This window comes from Schaalia sp. ORNL0103 (genome assembly GCF_019429565.1).
Taxonomy (GTDB): Bacteria; Actinomycetota; Actinomycetes; order Actinomycetales; family Actinomycetaceae; genus Pauljensenia.
Genome location: NZ_JAHXSA010000001.1, coordinates 111,134 through 129,116 on the forward strand (window position 1 = coordinate 111,134; position 17,983 = coordinate 129,116).

General features: G+C 63.1%; 11 protein-coding genes and 3 rRNA genes. 11 read left to right on the top strand and 3 right to left on the bottom strand.

The window, feature by feature from the left end; genetic code table 11:
* Nucleotides 1-51: 51 nt before the first annotated feature.
* Together JJJ16_RS00585 and JJJ16_RS00590 are read left to right on the top strand one after the other, a co-directional pair.
* Nucleotides 52-1,653 (top strand): alcohol dehydrogenase catalytic domain-containing protein, encoded by a 1,602-nt coding sequence (locus JJJ16_RS00585; RefSeq protein ID WP_219750969.1) that lies wholly within the window; start codon nucleotides 52-54, stop codon nucleotides 1,651-1,653.
* A gap of 113 nt (nucleotides 1,654-1,766) precedes the next feature.
* Nucleotides 1,767-2,594 (top strand): hypothetical protein, encoded by an 828-nt coding sequence (locus JJJ16_RS00590; protein ID WP_219750970.1) that lies wholly within the window; start codon nucleotides 1,767-1,769, stop codon nucleotides 2,592-2,594.
* Nucleotides 2,595-2,682: 88 nt separating this feature from the next.
* Here JJJ16_RS00590 and JJJ16_RS00595 read toward each other — a convergent pair whose 3' ends face one another.
* Nucleotides 2,683-4,152: an alanine/glycine:cation symporter family protein gene (locus tag JJJ16_RS00595; RefSeq protein WP_219750971.1), complete on the bottom strand. Its 1,470-nt coding sequence runs from the start codon at nucleotides 4,150-4,152 to the stop codon at nucleotides 2,683-2,685.
* A gap of 601 nt (nucleotides 4,153-4,753) precedes the next feature.
* On the opposite strand from JJJ16_RS00595, the gene JJJ16_RS00600 reads away from it, so the two are divergent.
* From JJJ16_RS00600 to JJJ16_RS00615, 4 genes are all read left to right on the top strand, one after another.
* Nucleotides 4,754-6,292, top strand: a 16S ribosomal RNA gene (locus JJJ16_RS00600).
* A 320-nt stretch (nucleotides 6,293-6,612) separates the two neighbouring features.
* A 23S ribosomal RNA gene (locus JJJ16_RS00605) occupies nucleotides 6,613-9,736 on the top strand.
* A gap of 126 nt (nucleotides 9,737-9,862) precedes the next feature.
* Nucleotides 9,863-9,980 (top strand): 5S ribosomal RNA (gene rrf / locus JJJ16_RS00610).
* Together the 16S, 23S and 5S rRNA genes form the textbook arrangement of a ribosomal RNA operon.
* Nucleotides 9,981-10,196: 216 nt before the next feature.
* Complete coding sequence (locus tag JJJ16_RS00615) at nucleotides 10,197-10,721, top strand: NADPH-dependent FMN reductase (RefSeq protein ID WP_219750972.1); 525 nt, start codon at nucleotides 10,197-10,199, stop codon at nucleotides 10,719-10,721.
* 182 nt (nucleotides 10,722-10,903) lie between these two features.
* Here JJJ16_RS00615 and JJJ16_RS00620 read toward each other — a convergent pair whose 3' ends face one another.
* Nucleotides 10,904-12,691, bottom strand: coding sequence for a dolichyl-phosphate-mannose--protein mannosyltransferase (locus JJJ16_RS00620; RefSeq protein WP_219750973.1), 1,788 nt, complete (start codon nucleotides 12,689-12,691; stop codon nucleotides 10,904-10,906).
* Between the two features lie 151 nt (nucleotides 12,692-12,842).
* On the opposite strand from JJJ16_RS00620, the gene JJJ16_RS00625 reads away from it, so the two are divergent.
* The 5 genes from JJJ16_RS00625 to rsmI are packed head-to-tail and all read left to right on the top strand — an operon-like array spanning nucleotide 12,843 to nucleotide 17,351.
* Entirely contained in the window at nucleotides 12,843-13,985 is a 1,143-nt protein-coding gene (locus JJJ16_RS00625; protein WP_219750974.1) for a metal ABC transporter substrate-binding protein, read from the top strand.
* On the top strand, nucleotides 13,985-14,701 hold the full coding sequence (locus tag JJJ16_RS00630; protein WP_219750975.1) for a metal ABC transporter ATP-binding protein: 717 nt from the start codon (nucleotides 13,985-13,987) through the stop codon (nucleotides 14,699-14,701). Before JJJ16_RS00625 ends, JJJ16_RS00630 begins: the two co-directional genes overlap by 1 nt.
* Complete coding sequence (locus JJJ16_RS00635) at nucleotides 14,698-15,579, top strand: metal ABC transporter permease (RefSeq protein ID WP_219750976.1); 882 nt, start codon at nucleotides 14,698-14,700, stop codon at nucleotides 15,577-15,579. The genes JJJ16_RS00630 and JJJ16_RS00635 overlap by 4 nt, the downstream gene beginning before the upstream one ends.
* Nucleotides 15,576-16,433 (top strand): metal ABC transporter permease, encoded by an 858-nt coding sequence (locus JJJ16_RS00640; RefSeq protein WP_219750977.1) that lies wholly within the window; start codon nucleotides 15,576-15,578, stop codon nucleotides 16,431-16,433. Before JJJ16_RS00635 ends, JJJ16_RS00640 begins: the two co-directional genes overlap by 4 nt.
* Nucleotides 16,434-16,445: 12 nt before the next feature.
* Nucleotides 16,446-17,351: a 16S rRNA (cytidine(1402)-2'-O)-methyltransferase gene (rsmI, locus tag JJJ16_RS00645; protein WP_060566447.1), complete on the top strand. Its 906-nt coding sequence runs from the start codon at nucleotides 16,446-16,448 to the stop codon at nucleotides 17,349-17,351.
* A gap of 18 nt (nucleotides 17,352-17,369) precedes the next feature.
* On the opposite strand, the gene JJJ16_RS00650 is transcribed toward rsmI, so the two are convergent.
* Nucleotides 17,370-17,927, bottom strand: a complete 558-nt coding sequence (locus JJJ16_RS00650; RefSeq protein WP_060566448.1) for an isochorismatase family protein — start codon at nucleotides 17,925-17,927, stop codon at nucleotides 17,370-17,372.
* Nucleotides 17,928-17,983: the final 56 nt, after the last annotated feature.

Below are 17,983 nucleotides of genomic sequence, written 5' to 3' on the forward strand. Positions count from 1 at the left end.
GCCTCGTCCTTTCTTCCCACGTCCAGTAGTTTTCCAGTGAAAGAGTCAGTCATGACCCAGATTCCCTCCACCCAGTACGCGATTCAGATCGTCGGCAAGGAAGAGTTCGTCGTTAACCCGGCGAAGCCCGTTGACCCCGTTGGCCCGACGCAGATCATGCTCGAGGTCGAAGCCTGCGGCATTTGCTTCTCTGATACGAAGCTGCTTCACCAGTTTGATGGCCACCCGCGCAAGTCGGACGTGGTGGCGGGTATCGACCTGGATGCTCTCAAGGACATCCCGTCCTACCACCCCAACCAGGAGGCCGTGACGCCCGGTCACGAGCCCGTCGTCCGCGTCGTGCAGGTCGGCGAGAAGGTCACACACTTCAAGGTTGGCGACCGCCTGCTGGTCCAGGCCGACTGGAAGCACCTGCGTACCGCGAAGTCGAACGGTGCCTTCGGCTACAACTTCGATGGCGCCCTCGAGGAGTTCGTCGTCGTCGATGAGCGCTGCGTCGTGTCCCCGGATGGGGAAGAGTTCCTCATCCACGTGTCGGAGGGCCCGTCGGCCGCGGCCGTCGGCCTCATCGAGCCCTGGGCGACCGTCGAGGGCTCCTACGCGTGGGCCGAGCGCAACCACGTCGCTGACGGTGGTCGCCTGCTGGTTGTCGGCGAGGGCGATATCGACGCTCTGACCGCCGAGCACAAGCCCGCCGAGGTCGTGCGCGTTGCCGCCGACGCCATCGAGGGCGTGGAGGGCGAGTTCGACGACATCGTGTTTTTCGGTGCGGACGCCGACGCGATCGAGAAGGCTGCTCTGCTGATTGGCACCCGCGGCACCATGTGTGTCGTCCTGGGCGGCGAGAAGATCTCGCGCAAGGTGTCCCTGGACATCGGCCGCGTCCACTACGACTTCACCCGCTTCTGCGGCACGACCGGCTCGGATCCGCGCCAGGGCTACGCCTGGATCCCCGCCAACGGCGATCTGCGCGAGAACGACCGTTGCGTCTTCGTCGGCGCCGCCGGCCCGATGGGCGTCATGCACACGATGCGCGCCGTCACCTCGGGTGTTCCCGGCCTCAGCGTCGTGGGCACGGATCTATCGGATGAGCGCCTGGCCAACCTGACGAAGGTTGTTGGCCCGACCGCCGAGAAGAACGGCGTGCCGCTGGACATCGTCAACACCTCCTCGACGCCCCTGGAGTACGGCTACACCTACGCGACGTGCCTCGTGCCCGTCCCGGCGCTGGTCTCCCAGGCCGTCGACCTGCTGGCCGAGGGCGGCATCCTGAACGCGTTCGCCGGTATCCCGGCCGGCACGTTCGGTGACTTCGACCTGCAGGGCATCATCGAGCGCCGGATCTTCATGCTGGGCACCTCCGGCTCGGACGTCTCCGACATGCGCACGGTCCTGCGCAAGATCGAAGCCGGCATCATCGACACCACGATCTCCCTGTGGGCGATCACCGGCATGGCGGGCTTCGGCGACGCCATCAACGCGGTGATGGACCGTACCTCTGGCGGCAAGATCATGGTCTTCCCGATGATGCACGACCTGGGCCTGACCCCCGTGTCCGAGCTGGCCGAGAAGCTGCCGACGGTCGCCGCGAAGCTTGACGCCGCCGGCCTGTGGACCAAGGAGGCCGAGGAGGCGCTGCTCGCCACCCGCTGAGCGCTCCGCCTCGCCCTTCGCCCCGGCCTCGTCTGTCACCCGGACGAGGCCGGGGCCTTCTTTCTCTGCGATAATGAGGGGGCAAGCGTTGTGTTGCGAACAAGGAGGTTCCCATGACAGTCAACGATTGCGCCGACAGGGAACGCTACGTGGCGTTGCAGGCGTGGCTGGTCGGCCAGCTGGACCCGCGCACGCCGCACGCGGCGGACCTCTTTGCGCAGGATACGGAGTGCCTCTACGACGCCTTTCTGTCCGTGCTCGTTGGTACGGGGCTGGGATTCGCCGACTTCGACGATGATCGCACCCATCATGGACTCTACGCTTTCGACTTTTTCGTGGGCGACGTCCACGCGCCACCCCGGCTTGGGGGAGCGGACGGGCCGGGGGAGTCCCGCGCGGCAGGGCAGCTCTCCCCGGCGGTCGCCACCCCGGCGATGTGCCACGCGATTGTCGACACGTGGCTCGGTGACGTGGGCAGGCGCATCCCGTTCGTGGCATCTGTGATTGCCTCCGTGGCCACCCTCGAGCTCGTCGCCGATGTGCGCGTCGACGAGTGTGTCTTTGAGTGTGAGCTGCTGCCGGGCTACGCCCGCTCCACCGCAAACAAACCGTGGGAAGACGGCAGTCTGCCCATTGGCGCGCTGGATTTGTCCCTGGTTGCCCCTGGTCCGCTCATCTACGTAGAGGCGGGCGTGCGATATGAGGGACAGGTTATGTCCTGCTTGGGCGTCGACGAGGCCGTGGCCTCGTGGGTGCAGATGGGGCTCTCTGTAGAGTCCTCCACGGCCTCCAGCACCGGAGTGACTGCCGTTCTGCGCGCCCCGCACGGGGGCCCTGAGATGCTCGGGTGGGCTGCCGACGCAGTGGCTCGAGCCCTGTCCGCGTGCGGGTACACCGGGGTAGTGCAGATCCGAGCGCGCTTCGCTCACGCGCCGGCGTAGTCTCCGATCGCCGCGCCGTCGCGCATAACGAAGCCCCGGCCTCGTCCGTTGAGACGAGGCCGGGGCAAGTTGCTAGGGGAGAGGCCCCTTACGCGTTGGTCTTCTCGGCGGCGACGGGAGCGTCGTCCTTCCAGAAGTCCAGCTCATCGGGGTTCAGGCCGATCGAGGAGGCCTTGAAGTGCGGCTCAAGGCCGGCCTTGCGCTGGGCGACGTAGTCGTCCGCGCAGCGGATGGCCTGGTTGCCCAGGATGACGATGACGGGCAGGTTGATGAGCGCCATGAGGCCCATCAGGATGTCACCCAGGTTCCACGCGACCTCGAATTTGAGGAGCGCGCCTGCGAAGACGAGCAGTGCGGCCACGGCGCGGAAGATCGAGAGCATCCAGTGCTTCATGTGCTTGTTGCGTAGCAGGAAACGGAAGTTGACCTCGGCGTAGTAGAAGTTGCCGACCAGCGTCGTGAAGGCGAAGAGGAACAGGGCGACCGAGATGAAGACCTGAGCGACCGGCTGGCCGAGGATCGTGGCCATCGCGTCCTTCACGAGGGGAGCTCCTGTCACGCCGTTGTCATTGCCAACGCCCGAGGAGAGAACCACGAACGCGGTCAGCGTGCAGATCACCATGGTGTCGATGAAGACCGAGAGCATCTGGACGAGGCCCTGCTTGGCGGGGTGCGACACGGAGGCGGAGGCGGCGGCGTTCGGAGCGGAGCCGACGCCCGCCTCGTTCGAGTAGAGGCCGCGCTTGATGCCGTACATCATTGCGGAGCCGGCGAAGCCACCGAAAATCGCCTTAAAGTCGAAAGCGCCGGCGAAGATCGCGGAGAACATCGCGGGGATGTTCTGGTAGTTGAGTGCGACGACAACCAGGCCGACGCCCAGGTAGATGATGGCCATAACCGGCACAAGCAGGGCGGTGACGTCGGTGAGACGACGCGTACCGCCGAAGATCGAGCCGGCCATCAGCACCGCGAGGATGGCGCCGATAATCCACGGCGTCCACTCATTCGCCCAGCTGTAATGGGTGAAAGCGTCAGCAACGTTGAAGGACGCGAGCAGGTTGAAGCCGCCCATGTAGGTGAGGATAAGAACCGTCGCGAAGAGCGTGGCGAGCCAGTTCTGCTTGAGCGCCGTCTGAATGTAGTAGGCGGGACCGCCGTACGAGTGGTGGGGGCCCTGCTTCTTATAGATCTGCGCAAGCGTCGACTCGATAAAGGCGGAGGCGCCACCGAGAGTGGCGATCACCCACATCCAGAACACGGAGCCAGCGCCGCCGAGCGTCACGGCCGTCGCCACACCGGCAATGTTGCCGACGCCCACGCGCGAGGCCGTCGACACCATCAGTGCACGGAACGAGGAGACCTCGCCTTCCTCGTGGGGAGGCTCGGTCACGACGCGGATCGCTTCCTTAAACAGGCGCAGCGGAAGAGCGCGCGTGCGGATGAAGAAGTACAGGCCGACGCCAATCAGCAGGGCGACAAGCAAGTACGTATACATAAAGCCCGAGATAGCATCCAGGGTGCCGGCAAGATCGAAAGCCGGACGCAGAGTTCCATTCATCGTTGTTCCTAGCGTTGATGGACGGTCATAGAAGCGGCGAGGCCGCACTGATGAGCACGAGTATAGCGCGTCGGTCAACGGAAGGTAAAGAGTTTACTAAAAAACGTGATGGCTTCGGCCATATGGCCAGGTAGTGGGGGTGGAGTGGGCGCATTGAGCTCTGCTTACTCGCCAACGTTGCGTTTGCTGGAGCACATTTTCATGAAATCTCTGTGGTCTGGGGCATTAAAATCGCCGATTTTGGGCATATTTGGCCGCCTGCGACAAGGGAGATCGTTGCAATCTGGCGGAAAACTGAGTTCATGCACATCGGTTGCGCTTGATTTGACGATGTCTGCAGAAGTGCGTATTGTTTTCCTTGTTGCGCCGAACGGCAGCGAACGAAGCGAGAAGCTCGGGTCGCGGAAACATGGCGCGAAACGCCTTTCGAAAACATGCGAGATATTCGTGTGCGCTCGATCGTGTGGGTGTTGTTTGTGAACTCGATAGTGTGTTTGTTTGTTTTTTATGCCTGTTTTTTGTTTTTGAGTGTTTTTGGTTGGGATTGCTGACTGGCCTTGTTTGGTTGGTTGGTTTTTCTGGGCTTTAACGTTTTTGTTTTTGTTCGGAGAGTTTGATCCTGGCTCAGGACGAACGCTGGCGGCGTGCTTAACACATGCAAGTCGAACGCTGAAGCCCAGCTTGCTGGGTGGATGAGTGGCGAACGGGTGAGTAACACGTGAGTAACCTGCCCCCTTCTTTGGGATAACGCCCGGAAACGGGTGCTAATACTGGATATTCACTGGCCTTCGCATGGGGGTTGGTGGAAAGGTTTTTTCTGGTGGGGGATGGGCTCGCGGCCTATCAGCTTGTTGGTGGGGTGATGGCCTACCAAGGCTTTGACGGGTAGCCGGCCTGAGAGGGTGACCGGTCACATTGGGACTGAGATACGGCCCAGACTCCTACGGGAGGCAGCAGTGGGGAATATTGCACAATGGGCGAAAGCCTGATGCAGCGACGCCGCGTGAGGGATGACGGCCTTCGGGTTGTAAACCTCTTTCGCTCATGGTCAAGCCGCAACAATGGTTGTGGTGAGGGTAGTGGGTAAAGAAGCGCCGGCTAACTACGTGCCAGCAGCCGCGGTAATACGTAGGGCGCGAGCGTTGTCCGGAATTATTGGGCGTAAAGGGCTTGTAGGCGGTTGGTCGCGTCTGCCGTGAAATCCTCTGGCTTAACTGGGGGCGTGCGGTGGGTACGGGCTGACTTGAGTGCGGTAGGGGAGACTGGAACTCCTGGTGTAGCGGTGGAATGCGCAGATATCAGGAAGAACACCGGTGGCGAAGGCGGGTCTCTGGGCCGTTACTGACGCTGAGGAGCGAAAGCGTGGGGAGCGAACAGGATTAGATACCCTGGTAGTCCACGCTGTAAACGTTGGGCACTAGGTGTGGGGGCCACCCGTGGTTTCTGCGCCGTAGCTAACGCTTTAAGTGCCCCGCCTGGGGAGTACGGCCGCAAGGCTAAAACTCAAAGGAATTGACGGGGGCCCGCACAAGCGGCGGAGCATGCGGATTAATTCGATGCAACGCGAAGAACCTTACCAAGGCTTGACATGCACGGCGACACTGCAGAGATGTGGTGGCATTTAGTTGGTCGTGTGCAGGTGGTGCATGGTTGTCGTCAGCTCGTGTCGTGAGATGTTGGGTTAAGTCCCGCAACGAGCGCAACCCTTGCCCTATGTTGCCAGCACGTGATGGTGGGGACTCGTGGGGGACTGCCGGGGTTAACTCGGAGGAAGGTGGGGATGACGTCAAATCATCATGCCCCTTATGTCTTGGGCTTCACGCATGCTACAATGGTTGGTACAGAGGGTTGCGATATCGTGAGGTGGAGCGAATCCCTTAAAGCCAGTCTCAGTTCGGATTGGGGTCTGCAACTCGACCCCATGAAGGTGGAGTCGCTAGTAATCGCAGATCAGCAACGCTGCGGTGAATACGTTCTCGGGCCTTGTACACACCGCCCGTCACGTCACGAAAGTTGGTAACACCCGAAGCCCATGGCCTAACCGTTTTTGCGGGGGGAGTGGTCGAAGGTGGGATTGGCGATTGGGACGAAGTCGTAACAAGGTAGCCGTACCGGAAGGTGCGGCTGGATCACCTCCTTTCTAGGGAGCCCAGTTTGTGGGGGACAAGGCAGCATGGCTGTTTGGGTTGTGTTGTGTTGTTTTCTTGTGCCTGCGCATGTACGCCACCTGATGTGGGTGGTGGGTGTGGGTGCGTGTTTTGGGTTGGGCATTAAAATGTTGTAGCGAGCAGACACACTGTCGGGTTCACGTTCAACACCGTGTGAGCGTCCGCTGCCTGTTGGTGGTGGTTGCCTGCGCAGCCAGCCAGCAGTTGTTGTTGGTGTGGGTGTGTGTGGTGGGTTGTTTGTGATTTGTATAGTGGTTGCGAGCATATTTGTTCTGTACTGTTTTTTGTGTTTTGTTTAGTTTTATTGGGCATTCGGTGGATGCCTTGGCATCAAGAGCTGATGAAGGACGTTGCGGCCTGCGATATGCCTCGGGGAGCTGGCGAGCGAGCGTTATTATCCGAGGGTGTCCGAATGGGGGAACCTAACCTGGGTTGTGCTGGGTTACCATCATCTGAACGTGTATAGGGTGGTGGGGGGAACGCGGGGAAGTGAAACATCTCAGTACCCGCAGGAAAAGATATTCCGTGAGTAGTGGCGAGCGAAAGCGGAGGAGGCTAAACCAGATGCGTGTGAGAGGCGGCGGCCGTTGCGTGTTTGGTGTTGTGGGGCCATATTGGATCCTTCTGCCGGGGGATCGCATCACTTGTTGTTGGGAGTTGAACAGTCTGGGAAGTCTGACCGTAGAGCGTGATAGTCGTGTAAACGGACCGGTGGCGTGTGGTGTGGGTGTGGTACCCGAGTAGCGCGGGACTCGTGAAATCTCGTGTGAATCTGCCAAGACCACTTGGTAAGCCTAAATACTACTTGATGACCGATAGTGCATAGTACCGTGAGGGAATGGTGAAAAGTACCCCGGGAGGGGAGTGAAATAGTACCTGAAACCGTGTGCCTGTAAGCCGTCAGAGCCTTGAGGGGTGATGGCGTGCCTTTTGAAGAATGAGCCTGCGAGTTAGTGATACGTGGCGTGCTTAACCCGTGTGGGGTATGCGTAGCGAAAGCGAGTCTGAAATATGGCGTTGGTCGCGTGTTCTAGACCCGAAGCGGGGTGATCTACCCATGGTCAGGTTGAAGCAGAGGTAAGACTGTGTGGAGGACCGAACCCACCAGGGTTGAAAACCTGGGGGATGAACTGTGGGTAGGGGTGAAAGGCCAATCAAACTCCGTGATAGCTGGTTCTCCCCGAAATGCATTTAGGTGCAGCGTCGCGTGGTCCCTGGTGGAGGTAGAGCTACTGGATGGCCGATGGGCCCTATGGGTTACTGACGTCAGCCAAACTCCGAATGCCATTAGGTGTAGCGCGGCAGTGAGACTGCGGGGGATAAGCTTCGTAGTCGAGAGGGAAACAGCCCAGATCATCAGCTAAGGCCCCTAAGCGTACGCTAAGTGGGAAAGGATGTGGAGTCGCGGTGACAACCAGGAGGTTGGCTTAGAAGCAGCCATCCTTGAAAGAGTGCGTAATAGCTCACTGGTCAAGTGGTTCTGCGCCGACAATGTAGCGGGGCTCAAGCGTACCGCCGAAGCTGTGGCAACAACACAAGTAGCTGGCGCCAGGAACTGGAGTGCTGGTGTGTTGTTGGGTAGGGGAGCGTCCTGCACGAGGTGAAGCCTGGAGGGAACTTCTGGTGGATTGTGTGGGAGTGAGAATGCAGGCATGAGTAACGAATCTGCGGTGAGAATCCGCAGCGCCGATTGACTAAGGGTTCCAGGGCTAGGTTTATCCGCCCTGGGTTAGTCGGGTCCTAAGGCGAGGCCGACAGGCGTAGTCGATGGACAACCAGTTGATATTCTGGTACCGCGTTATGACCGCCCATGCTGAAGTCATTGTGCTAACCAATTTGCTCACGCCCCCACATGACCTTCGGGTCGCGTGGTGTGTGTGGGTCTTGGGGCCCCGGTGATTGTAGGCAAGCGTGTTAACAGGGGTGACGCAGACAGGTAGCTGCAGTGCGCCGATGGTTGTGCGTATTTAAGGTTGTGGCCCGCCTCCCAGGCAAATCCGGGGGACAGATGGGTGAGAACTGATGAGGGACACACGCGTGTGTGGACTTGTGGTGATCCTAAGCTGCCGAGAAAAGCCTCGACGTGAGGGCATGACGCGCCCGTACCCTAAACCGACTCAGGTGGTCAGGTAGAGTATACCGAGGCGTTCGAGTGAATCGTGGTTAAGGAACTCGGCAAAATTCCTCCGTAACTTCGGGATAAGGAGGACCCCGTGACTTCCCCGCGCCGTGCGTGTGGGTGGGGTTGTGGGGTCGCAGAGAATAGGGAGAAGCGACTGTTTATCAAAAACACAGGTGCGTGCGAAGCCGTAAGGCGATGTATACGCACTGACGCCTGCCCGGTGCTGGAAGGTTAAGAGGAACCGTCAACACTCCTTTGGGGTGTGAAGCGGTGAATTTAAGCCCCAGTAAACGGCGGTGGTAACTATAACCATCCTAAGGTAGCGAAATTCCTTGTCGGGTAAGTTCCGACCTGCACGAATGGCGTAACGACTTCTCCGCTGTCTCAACCGCGAACTCGGTGAAATTGCAGTACGAGTAAAGATGCTCGTTTCGCGCAGAAGGACGGAAAGACCCCGGGACCTTTACTATAGCTTGGTATTGGTGTTCGCTTGGACTTGTGTAGGATAGGTGGGAGACTGTGAAGCTGCCGCGCCAGCGGTGGTGGAGTCGTCGTTGAAATACCATTCTGGTTCAAGCGGTCACCTCAACCTTGGCCCGTCATCCGGGTTGGGGACAGTGCCTGGTGGGTAGTTTAACTGGGGCGGTTGCCTCCTAAAATGTAACGGAGGCGCTCAAAGGTTCCCTCAGCCTGGTTGGTAATCAGGTGGCGAGTGCAAGTGTACAAGGGAGCTTGACTGTGAGACCGACGGGTCGAGCAGGTGCGAAAGCAGGAACTAGTGATCCGGCCATGGCACGTGGGTGCGTGGTCGCTCAACGGATAAAAGGTACCCCGGGGATAACAGGCTGATCTTGCCCAAGAGTCCATATCGACGGCATGGTTTGGCACCTCGATGTCGGCTCGTCGCATCCTGGGGCTGGAGTTGGTCCCAAGGGTTGGGCTGTTCGCCCATTAAAGCGGTACGCGAGCTGGGTTCAGAACGTCGTGAGACAGTTCGGTCCCTATCCTCTGTGCGCGCAGGAAATTTGAGAAGGGCCGTCCCTAGTACGAGAGGACCGGGATGGACGAACCTCTGGTGTGCCAGTTGTACCGCCAGGTGCATGGCTGGTTGGCTACGTTCGGAAGGGATAACCGCTGAAAGCATCTAAGCGGGAAGCCTGCTTCAAGATGAGATTTCCACGCCCCCTCGTGGGGTGAGAGGCCCCCGCCAGACTAGCGGGTTGATAGGCCAGAGGTGGAAGCACAGCAATGTGCTCGTGAGCCGACTGGTACTAATGGGCCAACACTAAACAACCACCCAACCAACAGGTCCGGGTGAACAAAAAGACACCAGCAAAACAGCCGCAACCACTATACAAACCACGATCAACCCACACCCCCACCAAACCACGGCGGGGGAACAGTGTTGAACACCAAGACTTGTGGTGGTCATAGCACCGGGGAAACGCCCAGCCTCCATTCCGAACCTGGAAGCTAAGCCCGGCAGCGCCAATGGTACTGCAACCGCCAGGTTGTGGGAGAGTAGGACACCGCCACAACACACTTCAAGTCGAAGGGCCTCATCCAAACGGATGAGGCCCTTCGCGTATTATCCGCAAAGTCTGTTGCCCGTGGCTTTTGCTCCCTCACCAGAGGGATCGCTACGCTGCGGCACCATGGGACTTGTGTCCTAAACGATATCGATTGTCCTTGTGCCTACCTTTTTCGCGATCTATAGTAGTTGATGTTTCAATAAGCTTTCGAAAGGAAACGTCGTGGCTTCCGTTGCCATCATTCTTGGTTCCGTTCGTCCCGGTCGCGCCGGTGAACAGGTTGTTCGCTGGATCGAGGACCAGGCTCGTCAGGTCGAGGGCGTGCAGACCGTGTTTTTCGATCTGCGTGACTACAACCTCCCTCTCTTCGCCGAGGAGATGCCGCCGTCGATGCAGGCTCCTGAGCTTCCCGAGGCCGTTCGTCTCCGCACAAACGTTGAGGCAAACGACGCCGTCCTGTTCGTGACGCCTGAGTATAACCACTCCGTGCCTGCCGCACTGAAGAACGCGATCGACTACCTGCCCCCGGCCACGCTGAAGGAGACGGCCGTTGGTCTGGTCGGCTACTCCTGGTACGGCGCGGTCAAGCCGCTTGAGCACCTGCGTGAGATCCTGTCGACCTTCGGCGCCGACGTGCGTGAGCAGCAGGTTGGCATCAACCTCGGCTCCGACTTCCAGGATGGCGTTTTCGCGCCCTCCGAGGAGCTCGGCGTCCAGATCCGCGAACTGCTCGCGTCGCTGGCGTGAGGTGCGATTCTGAGCGGTTTTCGAGTGATTGTGGCGCCGGTGTGTGATGGTGCTCGCTGTGAGTCGTCTTTCGACCGTTGTTGAGCGCCGGGGGCTCTTCGAAGGGGCCGTTCAGAGTATGGGTGTGGCCCGGCAGGACACTGCCGGGCCACACCCGTACCCGTTGGGGTCTTTGTGGATCGTCAGATCCAGCTCTGCAGCCACATGTGGGCGCGCCAGAAGTCGTAGTCTACGACGTCCCCGCGCCACAGCGGCATGAAGTAGATGGCGCAGCCGAGGATCGCGATCGTCACGAGCGTTGCAGTGGCCCACCCCGTGACCTGTGTGCGACGGGAGGCTGGCGCGGGTGTGGGCGATCCGTCCATCGTCACCCACCCCGCGAGGAGCCCAACCATCCATGCGACCGCCAAGGCGACGAAAGGCGCAAATGCGACGGTGTAGAAAATGAAGATTGTGCGATGCGCATAAGCGAGCCACGGGACGTACAGGGCGATATATCCGAGGGCAATGATGCCCACGCGCCAATTGCGGTAGTAGAACGTGGCGACAAGGACGAGTAACAGGGCACCGATGCCCACCCACCATAGGAGGGGATTGCCGAGGGCGACGACGTCGCTCGCGCACTTGCCCGATCGGCAGCCCATCACGGCCTCGCCGTTGTTCCAGTAAAAGGAGGTTGCGCGCACCTGTGCGAGCCATGTGAATGGGTTGGACTGGTACTTGTGGGGCGTGTTCAGTCCGTTGTGGAATGTCCACATCTCCTTGTGGTAGAGCCACAGGTCGGCCAGCTGTCCGGCGAATCCCGCAATGCCGGAACGGCCGTGCCCGTGAGCGGAGGAGTGTGTGAACCAGCTGAACCAGGAAGCCACGTACGTGAGAATCGCGGTCGGAACCATGAGGACGAATGCCCACCACACGTCTGCGAGGAGTGCTCCGCGGATCGGCGTCGGATGTCCCGCTCGCCAGCGGCACGTTACCTCGCGCAGCGCGACGAACAGCCCGAGGAAGGCGAGCACGTAAATGCCGGACCACTTGACGGAGCAGGCGAGCCCGGTGCAGATGCCGGCCGCGAAGAGCCACGGGCGGTTTCCCGCATTGGGGCCGATCGCGAACGGGCGGCGATCGCGCAGTGTGAGGTGCTCCCAGGCGGGGCGCCACCCCTGCCTCGGCTCGCCCAGTCCATCCCATGCCGCCAGCTTGGCGATGAGTGCGGGCTGTGCCATGTGCTGATCCTTCACGACGCACAGGAATGCGGCCAGCGCAAACATCGCCAGGAATCCGTCGAGGATGGACGTGCGGCTCATGACAATCGCCATGCCGTCCGTCGCCAGGAACAGGCCTGCGAGGAGGGTGATGGCGGGGGAGCGGAACAGGTTCTGCGCGAGGCGGCACAGAAGGAATACGGTGATGACGCCGCAGATCGCCGCCGCGATGCGCCACCCCACCGGATCCGACTGGCCGAAGAACTTCATGCCCATCGCGATCAGCCACTTGCCCGTCGGCGGATGAACGGGATAGCCGCCCACCGCGGACAGGCCGGAGGTGTCCCCATTGGCGAACGCGGTGTCGACATCCTTCGCCCACGTTCCCTCATATCCGAGGGCGAGGAGTGACCAGGCGTCCTTCACGTAGTAGGTCTCGTCGAAGATGAGCGTGCGGACGTTGCCCAGTCCGGGCAGTCGAATGAGAGCGGCGACGAGCGTCGCAATCGCTGTCGCTACCCACCCCGCTGCGGGCGTCGACAGGCGCTGCGCCCATCCGTCGGTCGGGGGAGTGGACGAGGCCTTGGCTGGCTGCTCGGGGGCCTCGTCGTCGGTCGCCGGCTCGCGCTCGGGGAGGTCGCTGGCGATCTCTTCGCTTGCCGCCTCCTGCTCGAGGAGGTCGCTGGCGATCTCTTCGCTTGCCGCCTCCTGCTCGAGGAGGTCCGCGGTCTCGTCGATCGTGTCGTTGTGTGCGTTCGCAGTATCCATCGCATCCGAGTCTAGCGGCCCTATCGCGCTGAAAGGAGTACGGCGCACGTTCGCTCTCGTGCTTGGAGAGAATGTTCAGCTTGACCGTCTTGAGAATTGTTCTCGCTTGTGGCTATAATTTCGTGTACCCGAAAACTGCACAGGAGCAATAATGTTTTCCTCGACGACGCGCGGCGTAGCAGCCGCCGCTGGGCTGGCCCTGGCGACCGCCTCGCTGGCCGCCTGCTCGCCCTCCTCCTCGGACCACGGCCTCGCGGTCGTTGCCACGACCACGCAGATCTGCGACTACGTCACCCAGATCGCCGCGAAATCCGCCGACATTTCCCTCGACAAGACTGACGCTGCCGGAAAGAGCAGCCACGTCGGCGCGCAGAAAGATGGTGCCGCCCTCGCCATGAGCCTCACCTGCCTGCTCGCCCCCAACGCATCCGCGCACGAGCACGAGATGACCCCCGCGCAGACCTCGGCACTCGCACAAGCCGACGTCATGGCGGTCTCCGGCGTGGACCTCGAGCACTTCCTCGACGACGCTGTCGTCTCCTCCGGCTTCAAGGGACGCATGGTTGTCACCTCGGGCGTCCTGACAGCTGCAGACATCGACAACCCGGGTACCCCGGACCCCGAGGGCCCCTACACGATTGATCGCGGAAGTGAGCGCGTGGACGTCGCCCCGTGGCCGTTCCCGCCGGAGGAAGCGGGCGAGGAACCCGAGTTCCGCTTCGACCCGCACGTGTGGACGTCGCCGAAGGGCGCTCGCGTCCAGGTCGCTAACCTCGGCGCGGGCCTCGCGGCTGCGGCACCCGACGCCGCCTCGTCGATCAACGCGGCCACGGCCTCGTACCTGGAGGAGATCGACGCGCTCGATCAGTGGACCGCCGAGGCCATCAAGACCGTGCCGGAGGGGCAGCGCGTGCTCTTTACCTCCCACGACGCCTTTGGCTACTTCTCGAGGGACTACGGGATCCGCTTCATCGGTGCGGCCCTGTCCGACTTCAACGAGCAGCAGGACGCCACCGCCGACCACATCGCCAAGGCCGTCGCGGCCGTCAAGGAATCCGGCGCGGTCGCGCTCTTCGCGGAAAACTCCAACAACTCCAAGTCCATCGAGGCGATCGCCCGCGCTGCCGGCGTGACCCCCATCGTGGGCGAGGACGCCATGTACGGCGACTCGCTGGGCCCCGACGGGTCCGAGGGAGCCACCTACGTCGGCTCGATCATCCACAACGTGCGCGCCGTGACGCAGGCGTGGGGCGGCACCGTCCCGGACCTGCCCGAGCGCCTGAAGGACCAGTGATGGGCAGACTCGTCTCCTTTCACGACGCGGCGCTGGGGTATGGGAATACCCCCGCGCTGACCGGCCTGACCCTCGACGTGTTCGGGGGCCAGGCCCTCGCCCTTGTTGGCCCCAACGGCGGCGGCAAGACCACCCTCATGCGAGGTATCGTCGGCGGCTGCTCGATCCTGTCCGGGACCGTAGAAGTGGACGCAACGCGCATTGGCCTCGTGCCGCAAAGCGCAGACCTGGACCTCACCTTCCCCGTGAGCGCGGCCGAGGTCGTCACCATGGGGCTCATCGCCGAAGCCGGCTGGGGCAAGCGCATCAGCGCCGACATGCGCGCGCGGGTGAGCGCCGCCCTCGAGCGGGTGAACCTCAGCGACCGGGCAAGCAGGCGCTTCGGGACGCTCAGCGGCGGGCAGCGCCAGCGTGTCCTCGTCGCGCGCGCCCTCGTTGCGCGCCCCGAGCTGGTCATGATGGACGAACCCTTCAACGGCCTGGACGCTCCCAGCCGCGACATCATCACGGGCCTCATCGCCGACCTGACCGCTGACGGTGTCGGCGTCATCGTGTCCACGCACGACCTGTCGCTTGCGCGCGACGTGTGCTCCCAGGCGTGCGTGCTCGCCTCCCGCCTCGTCGCCCTGGGATCCACCGACGAGGCCCTCGCGCCCGCGGTCTTGGCGCGCGCCTACGGATCGAGCGCCGACGAGGCGATTGCGGCCCTGTCATGATCGCCCCCTACCTGCTGCGCCCTCTCATCGTCCTCGGCCTGCTCGCGCTCGCGGTGGGACCAGCCTCGACGCTGGTCAACCTGCGCCGCGCCGAATTCAGCGCCGAAACGATGGTCCACGGCGTCTTTCCCGGCATCGTCGTTGGCATGGCGGTCGGCGGGCGCGAAGCGATCATCCCGGGCGGCGCAGTGTGCGCGGCTCTTATTGCGGCAGCGCTCACCGTGGCCTCTCGCAAACAGCGTCACTCCGAGGCGACGACCGCAGTCCTGCTCACCGCCTTCTTCTCCCTCGGCATCGTGATCTCCCTGCGCATCGGCGACATGTCCGGGCAGCTCGAATCCCTCATGTTCGGCCGTCTCCTGGATATCACCCCGTCGCGCATGGCAACGAGCGCCCTCGCCCTCGTGGTCGCAGCCGCCCTGCTCACCCTCACCTGGCGCGCACAGGTCGCGGTGGCCTTCGACCGTGAGGCCGCGCGCGTCAGCGGCATCCCGGTCACCTGGATCGACATCGCTTTCAACGCGGCGCTCGGCGCGATCGTGGTCGCGGCGTCGACGGCCGTTGGGGTCCTCCTCGTCGTCGGATACCTCATCGTGCCCGGAGCCTTCGGACGCCTCCTCGCGGCGGGACCACGCTCGATGATGCTCCTGGCCGCCACCTGCGCGCTCGTCGGGGGATGGGCCGGATTTGGCGTCTCCCTCCTGCGCACCGCGCGCCCACTGTCCCCGCAGGCGTGCGTCGCCATGGGCGTCCTCGTCTGCTTCGCTGCCGCGTGTGTCATCCGCGAGATCCGCGCCCGCCGCGCACCCACGGTCACCACCGCGTGTGAAACGTCGCGTGAAACGACCGTGAACGCCGGGGGAGGGCAGGCCTCGTGATCGCTAGCCTTCTCCTGTACCCCGCGCTCCACGTGACGATCATCGGGGCCCTGGGCGGCCTCGTCGGCGCCTTCGCCTATCTGGACCGACGCATCTTCTTCGCCGAATCCGTCACGCACGGGACGTTCCCGGGCGCGGTCCTCGGCGTGGTCATCGCCGCAGCCCTCGGACTGGGGCACTCGGGCATGTCGGCAGCGCTCTACGTTGGAGCGTTCCTGGGGACCATCCCGCTCGTCGCCCTCATGCGCAGGCTCGCCACGATCCCGGGTATCTCCAGCCAAGGCGCAGCCGGCATCGTGCTGACCGCCGGTTTTGCTTCCGGTTACTTCCTGGCGACCTGGTTCAAGCCCCTGCCCCTCGCGGTCAACTCCTTCCTGACAGGCTCCGTCATGACGGTCTCGCCCGCCGACGTCGCCTGGGCGGGTGGAGTGCTCGTGGTCGCTCTGCTTGTCGTGACGTTGGGTGGGCGCCACCTGATCGCCCACTGTTTCGACCCCGCCAACCCCGCCGCCGCCTCGCGCGCCGGGCGTCACGAGCTCGTCATCCTCGGCCTCATCCTCGCCTCGGTCACCGTGGCGATCCCCGCAGTCGGCACGATCCTGTCGATCGCGCTCATTGCCGCGCCGGCCGCCGCGCTCGCGCCTCTCGTGCGCAGCTCTCGCGCCTTCCTCATCGGCTGCCCGCTGCTGGGCGCGCTCCTGGGGATCTCCGGCCTCGCCATTGCCGTCCCCGCGCGCCTGAGCGCAGGCGGAACCATCGCGCTCCTGTGCGCCGCGTGCGTCCTCGCCTCGCGCGTCCCCCAATGGGTGGCGGGCGCGAGGCGGACGCGCCGTGCACGCGCAGGAAACCAGTGAGACGATACGGGCATGGAAGCAGCGACCGACACGACCAACGCCCCCGAGGCTGCCTCGACGTCCAAGGACGCTCGCGCGCAGGAACCCTACCGCCAGGAGGCGGGGACCATCCTGCTAGCCGCCACCCCGATCGGGGACGTGCGTGACGCCTCGCCCCGCGTCGTCGCCGCGCTTCAAGGAGCGGACATTGTCGCCGCCGAGGACACGCGCCGCGCGCTCGCCCTGGCCTCGCGCCTAGGCATCAAGCTGGGTGGCCGCCTCGTCGCCCTGCACGACCACAACGAGGCCGAGAAGGCCGCGGGCATCGTCGAGGCCGCTAGGGGAGGGGCGCGCGTCGTCTTCGTGTCCGACGCGGGTATGCCCACGGTCTCTGACCCTGGCTTCCGGCTGGCTCGTGCCGCCATCGACGCGGGCGTTCCTCTGTCCGTTCTGCCCGGTCCCTCCGCGCCGCTCGTGGCCCTCGCCCTGTCCGGCCTGCCGTCGGACCGCTTCGCCTTCGAGGGATTCCTACCGCGCAAGGATGGGGATGCCACGCGCTACCTGCAGGACCTCGCGACCGACCCGCACACGCTCATCTTCTTCGAATCGCCCCGGCGCGCAGCCGCCACGCTGACACGCATGGCCGAGGTCTTTGGCGCCGACCGCTCCGCCGCGCTGTGCCGCGAGCTCACGAAGGACTACGAGGAGGTGCGCCGCGGTACGCTCGGGCAGCTCGCGGAAGGTGCCGACGACGTCCTCGGCGAGGTGACGATCGTTGTCGCCGGATACGCGCGAAGCGCACGCGCCGAAGACCACGTCGGTGCCGTCCTCGCGCTCGCGGCGGAAGGCATGCGCCTCAAAGACGCCGCAGCTGAGGTGGCTGCGGCGACGGGCGCGCGCAAGAACGACCTCTACAAGGCCGCTCTCGCCGCGCGTTAAAAACGAGGCCGGGGAGCCTTAGACGATCTCGACGTGCTCCGACGTCATCCACTGGCGGGCCGACGCGCCCAGCTCCTCGGTCACGGGCGCGGTCAGCTCACGCAGGACACGCGTCTTGAAGTCCGCGCGAGCGGCGTCGACCGCCGTGCATGCGACGCAGTGCGACTCGGCGAGGCCCACGACGTCCACGTCCGTGATGCCAGCGTTGCGCAGGACCTGCTCCAGCGTCTCGCCCTCCTCGGTCGTTCCCTCGAAGCCCGAGTAGGCGGCCTTGTACTGGCCTTTCTTAATCGTCACGTCCGCGTTCACGTGCGCGAGAGCAGGGTGCAGCTCGGCCTCGGCCGTGCCCGCGACGCCGTGCGGGGGCCAGGTGTCCACGAAATCCGGCGTCTCGGAGAAGTGAGCGCCCGGATCGATGTGCCAATCCTGCGTCGTGACGATCAGCTGGTACTCGTCGCGGTGCGCGTCCACGTAGGCGGCCACGGCCTCGGCGATGGCGTTACCGCCCGTCACGGGGAGAGCACCACCTTCGCAGAACGTGGGCTGAACGTCGACGATAATGAGTGCGCGGGCCATGAAACCTCCCTGATAAATCAGTAATTTCCCCAAGCGTATCACCCGGGTCACACTCG

Coding starts and splice junctions, on each gene's coding strand:
- JJJ16_RS00650 (WP_060566448.1), bottom strand. CDS start 17,927: ATGGCCCGCGCACTCATTATCGTCGACGTTCAGCCCACGTTCTGCGAA.
- JJJ16_RS00630 (WP_219750975.1), top strand. CDS start 13,985: ATGGGCAGACTCGTCTCCTTTCACGACGCGGCGCTGGGGTATGGGAAT.
- JJJ16_RS00590 (WP_219750970.1), top strand. CDS start 1,767: ATGACAGTCAACGATTGCGCCGACAGGGAACGCTACGTGGCGTTGCAG.
- JJJ16_RS00585 (WP_219750969.1), top strand. CDS start 52: ATGACCCAGATTCCCTCCACCCAGTACGCGATTCAGATCGTCGGCAAG.
- JJJ16_RS00595 (WP_219750971.1), bottom strand. CDS start 4,152: ATGAATGGAACTCTGCGTCCGGCTTTCGATCTTGCCGGCACCCTGGAT.
- JJJ16_RS00625 (WP_219750974.1), top strand. CDS start 12,843: ATGTTTTCCTCGACGACGCGCGGCGTAGCAGCCGCCGCTGGGCTGGCC.
- rsmI (WP_060566447.1), top strand. CDS start 16,446: ATGGAAGCAGCGACCGACACGACCAACGCCCCCGAGGCTGCCTCGACG.
- JJJ16_RS00635 (WP_219750976.1), top strand. CDS start 14,698: ATGATCGCCCCCTACCTGCTGCGCCCTCTCATCGTCCTCGGCCTGCTC.
- JJJ16_RS00620 (WP_219750973.1), bottom strand. CDS start 12,691: ATGGATACTGCGAACGCACACAACGACACGATCGACGAGACCGCGGAC.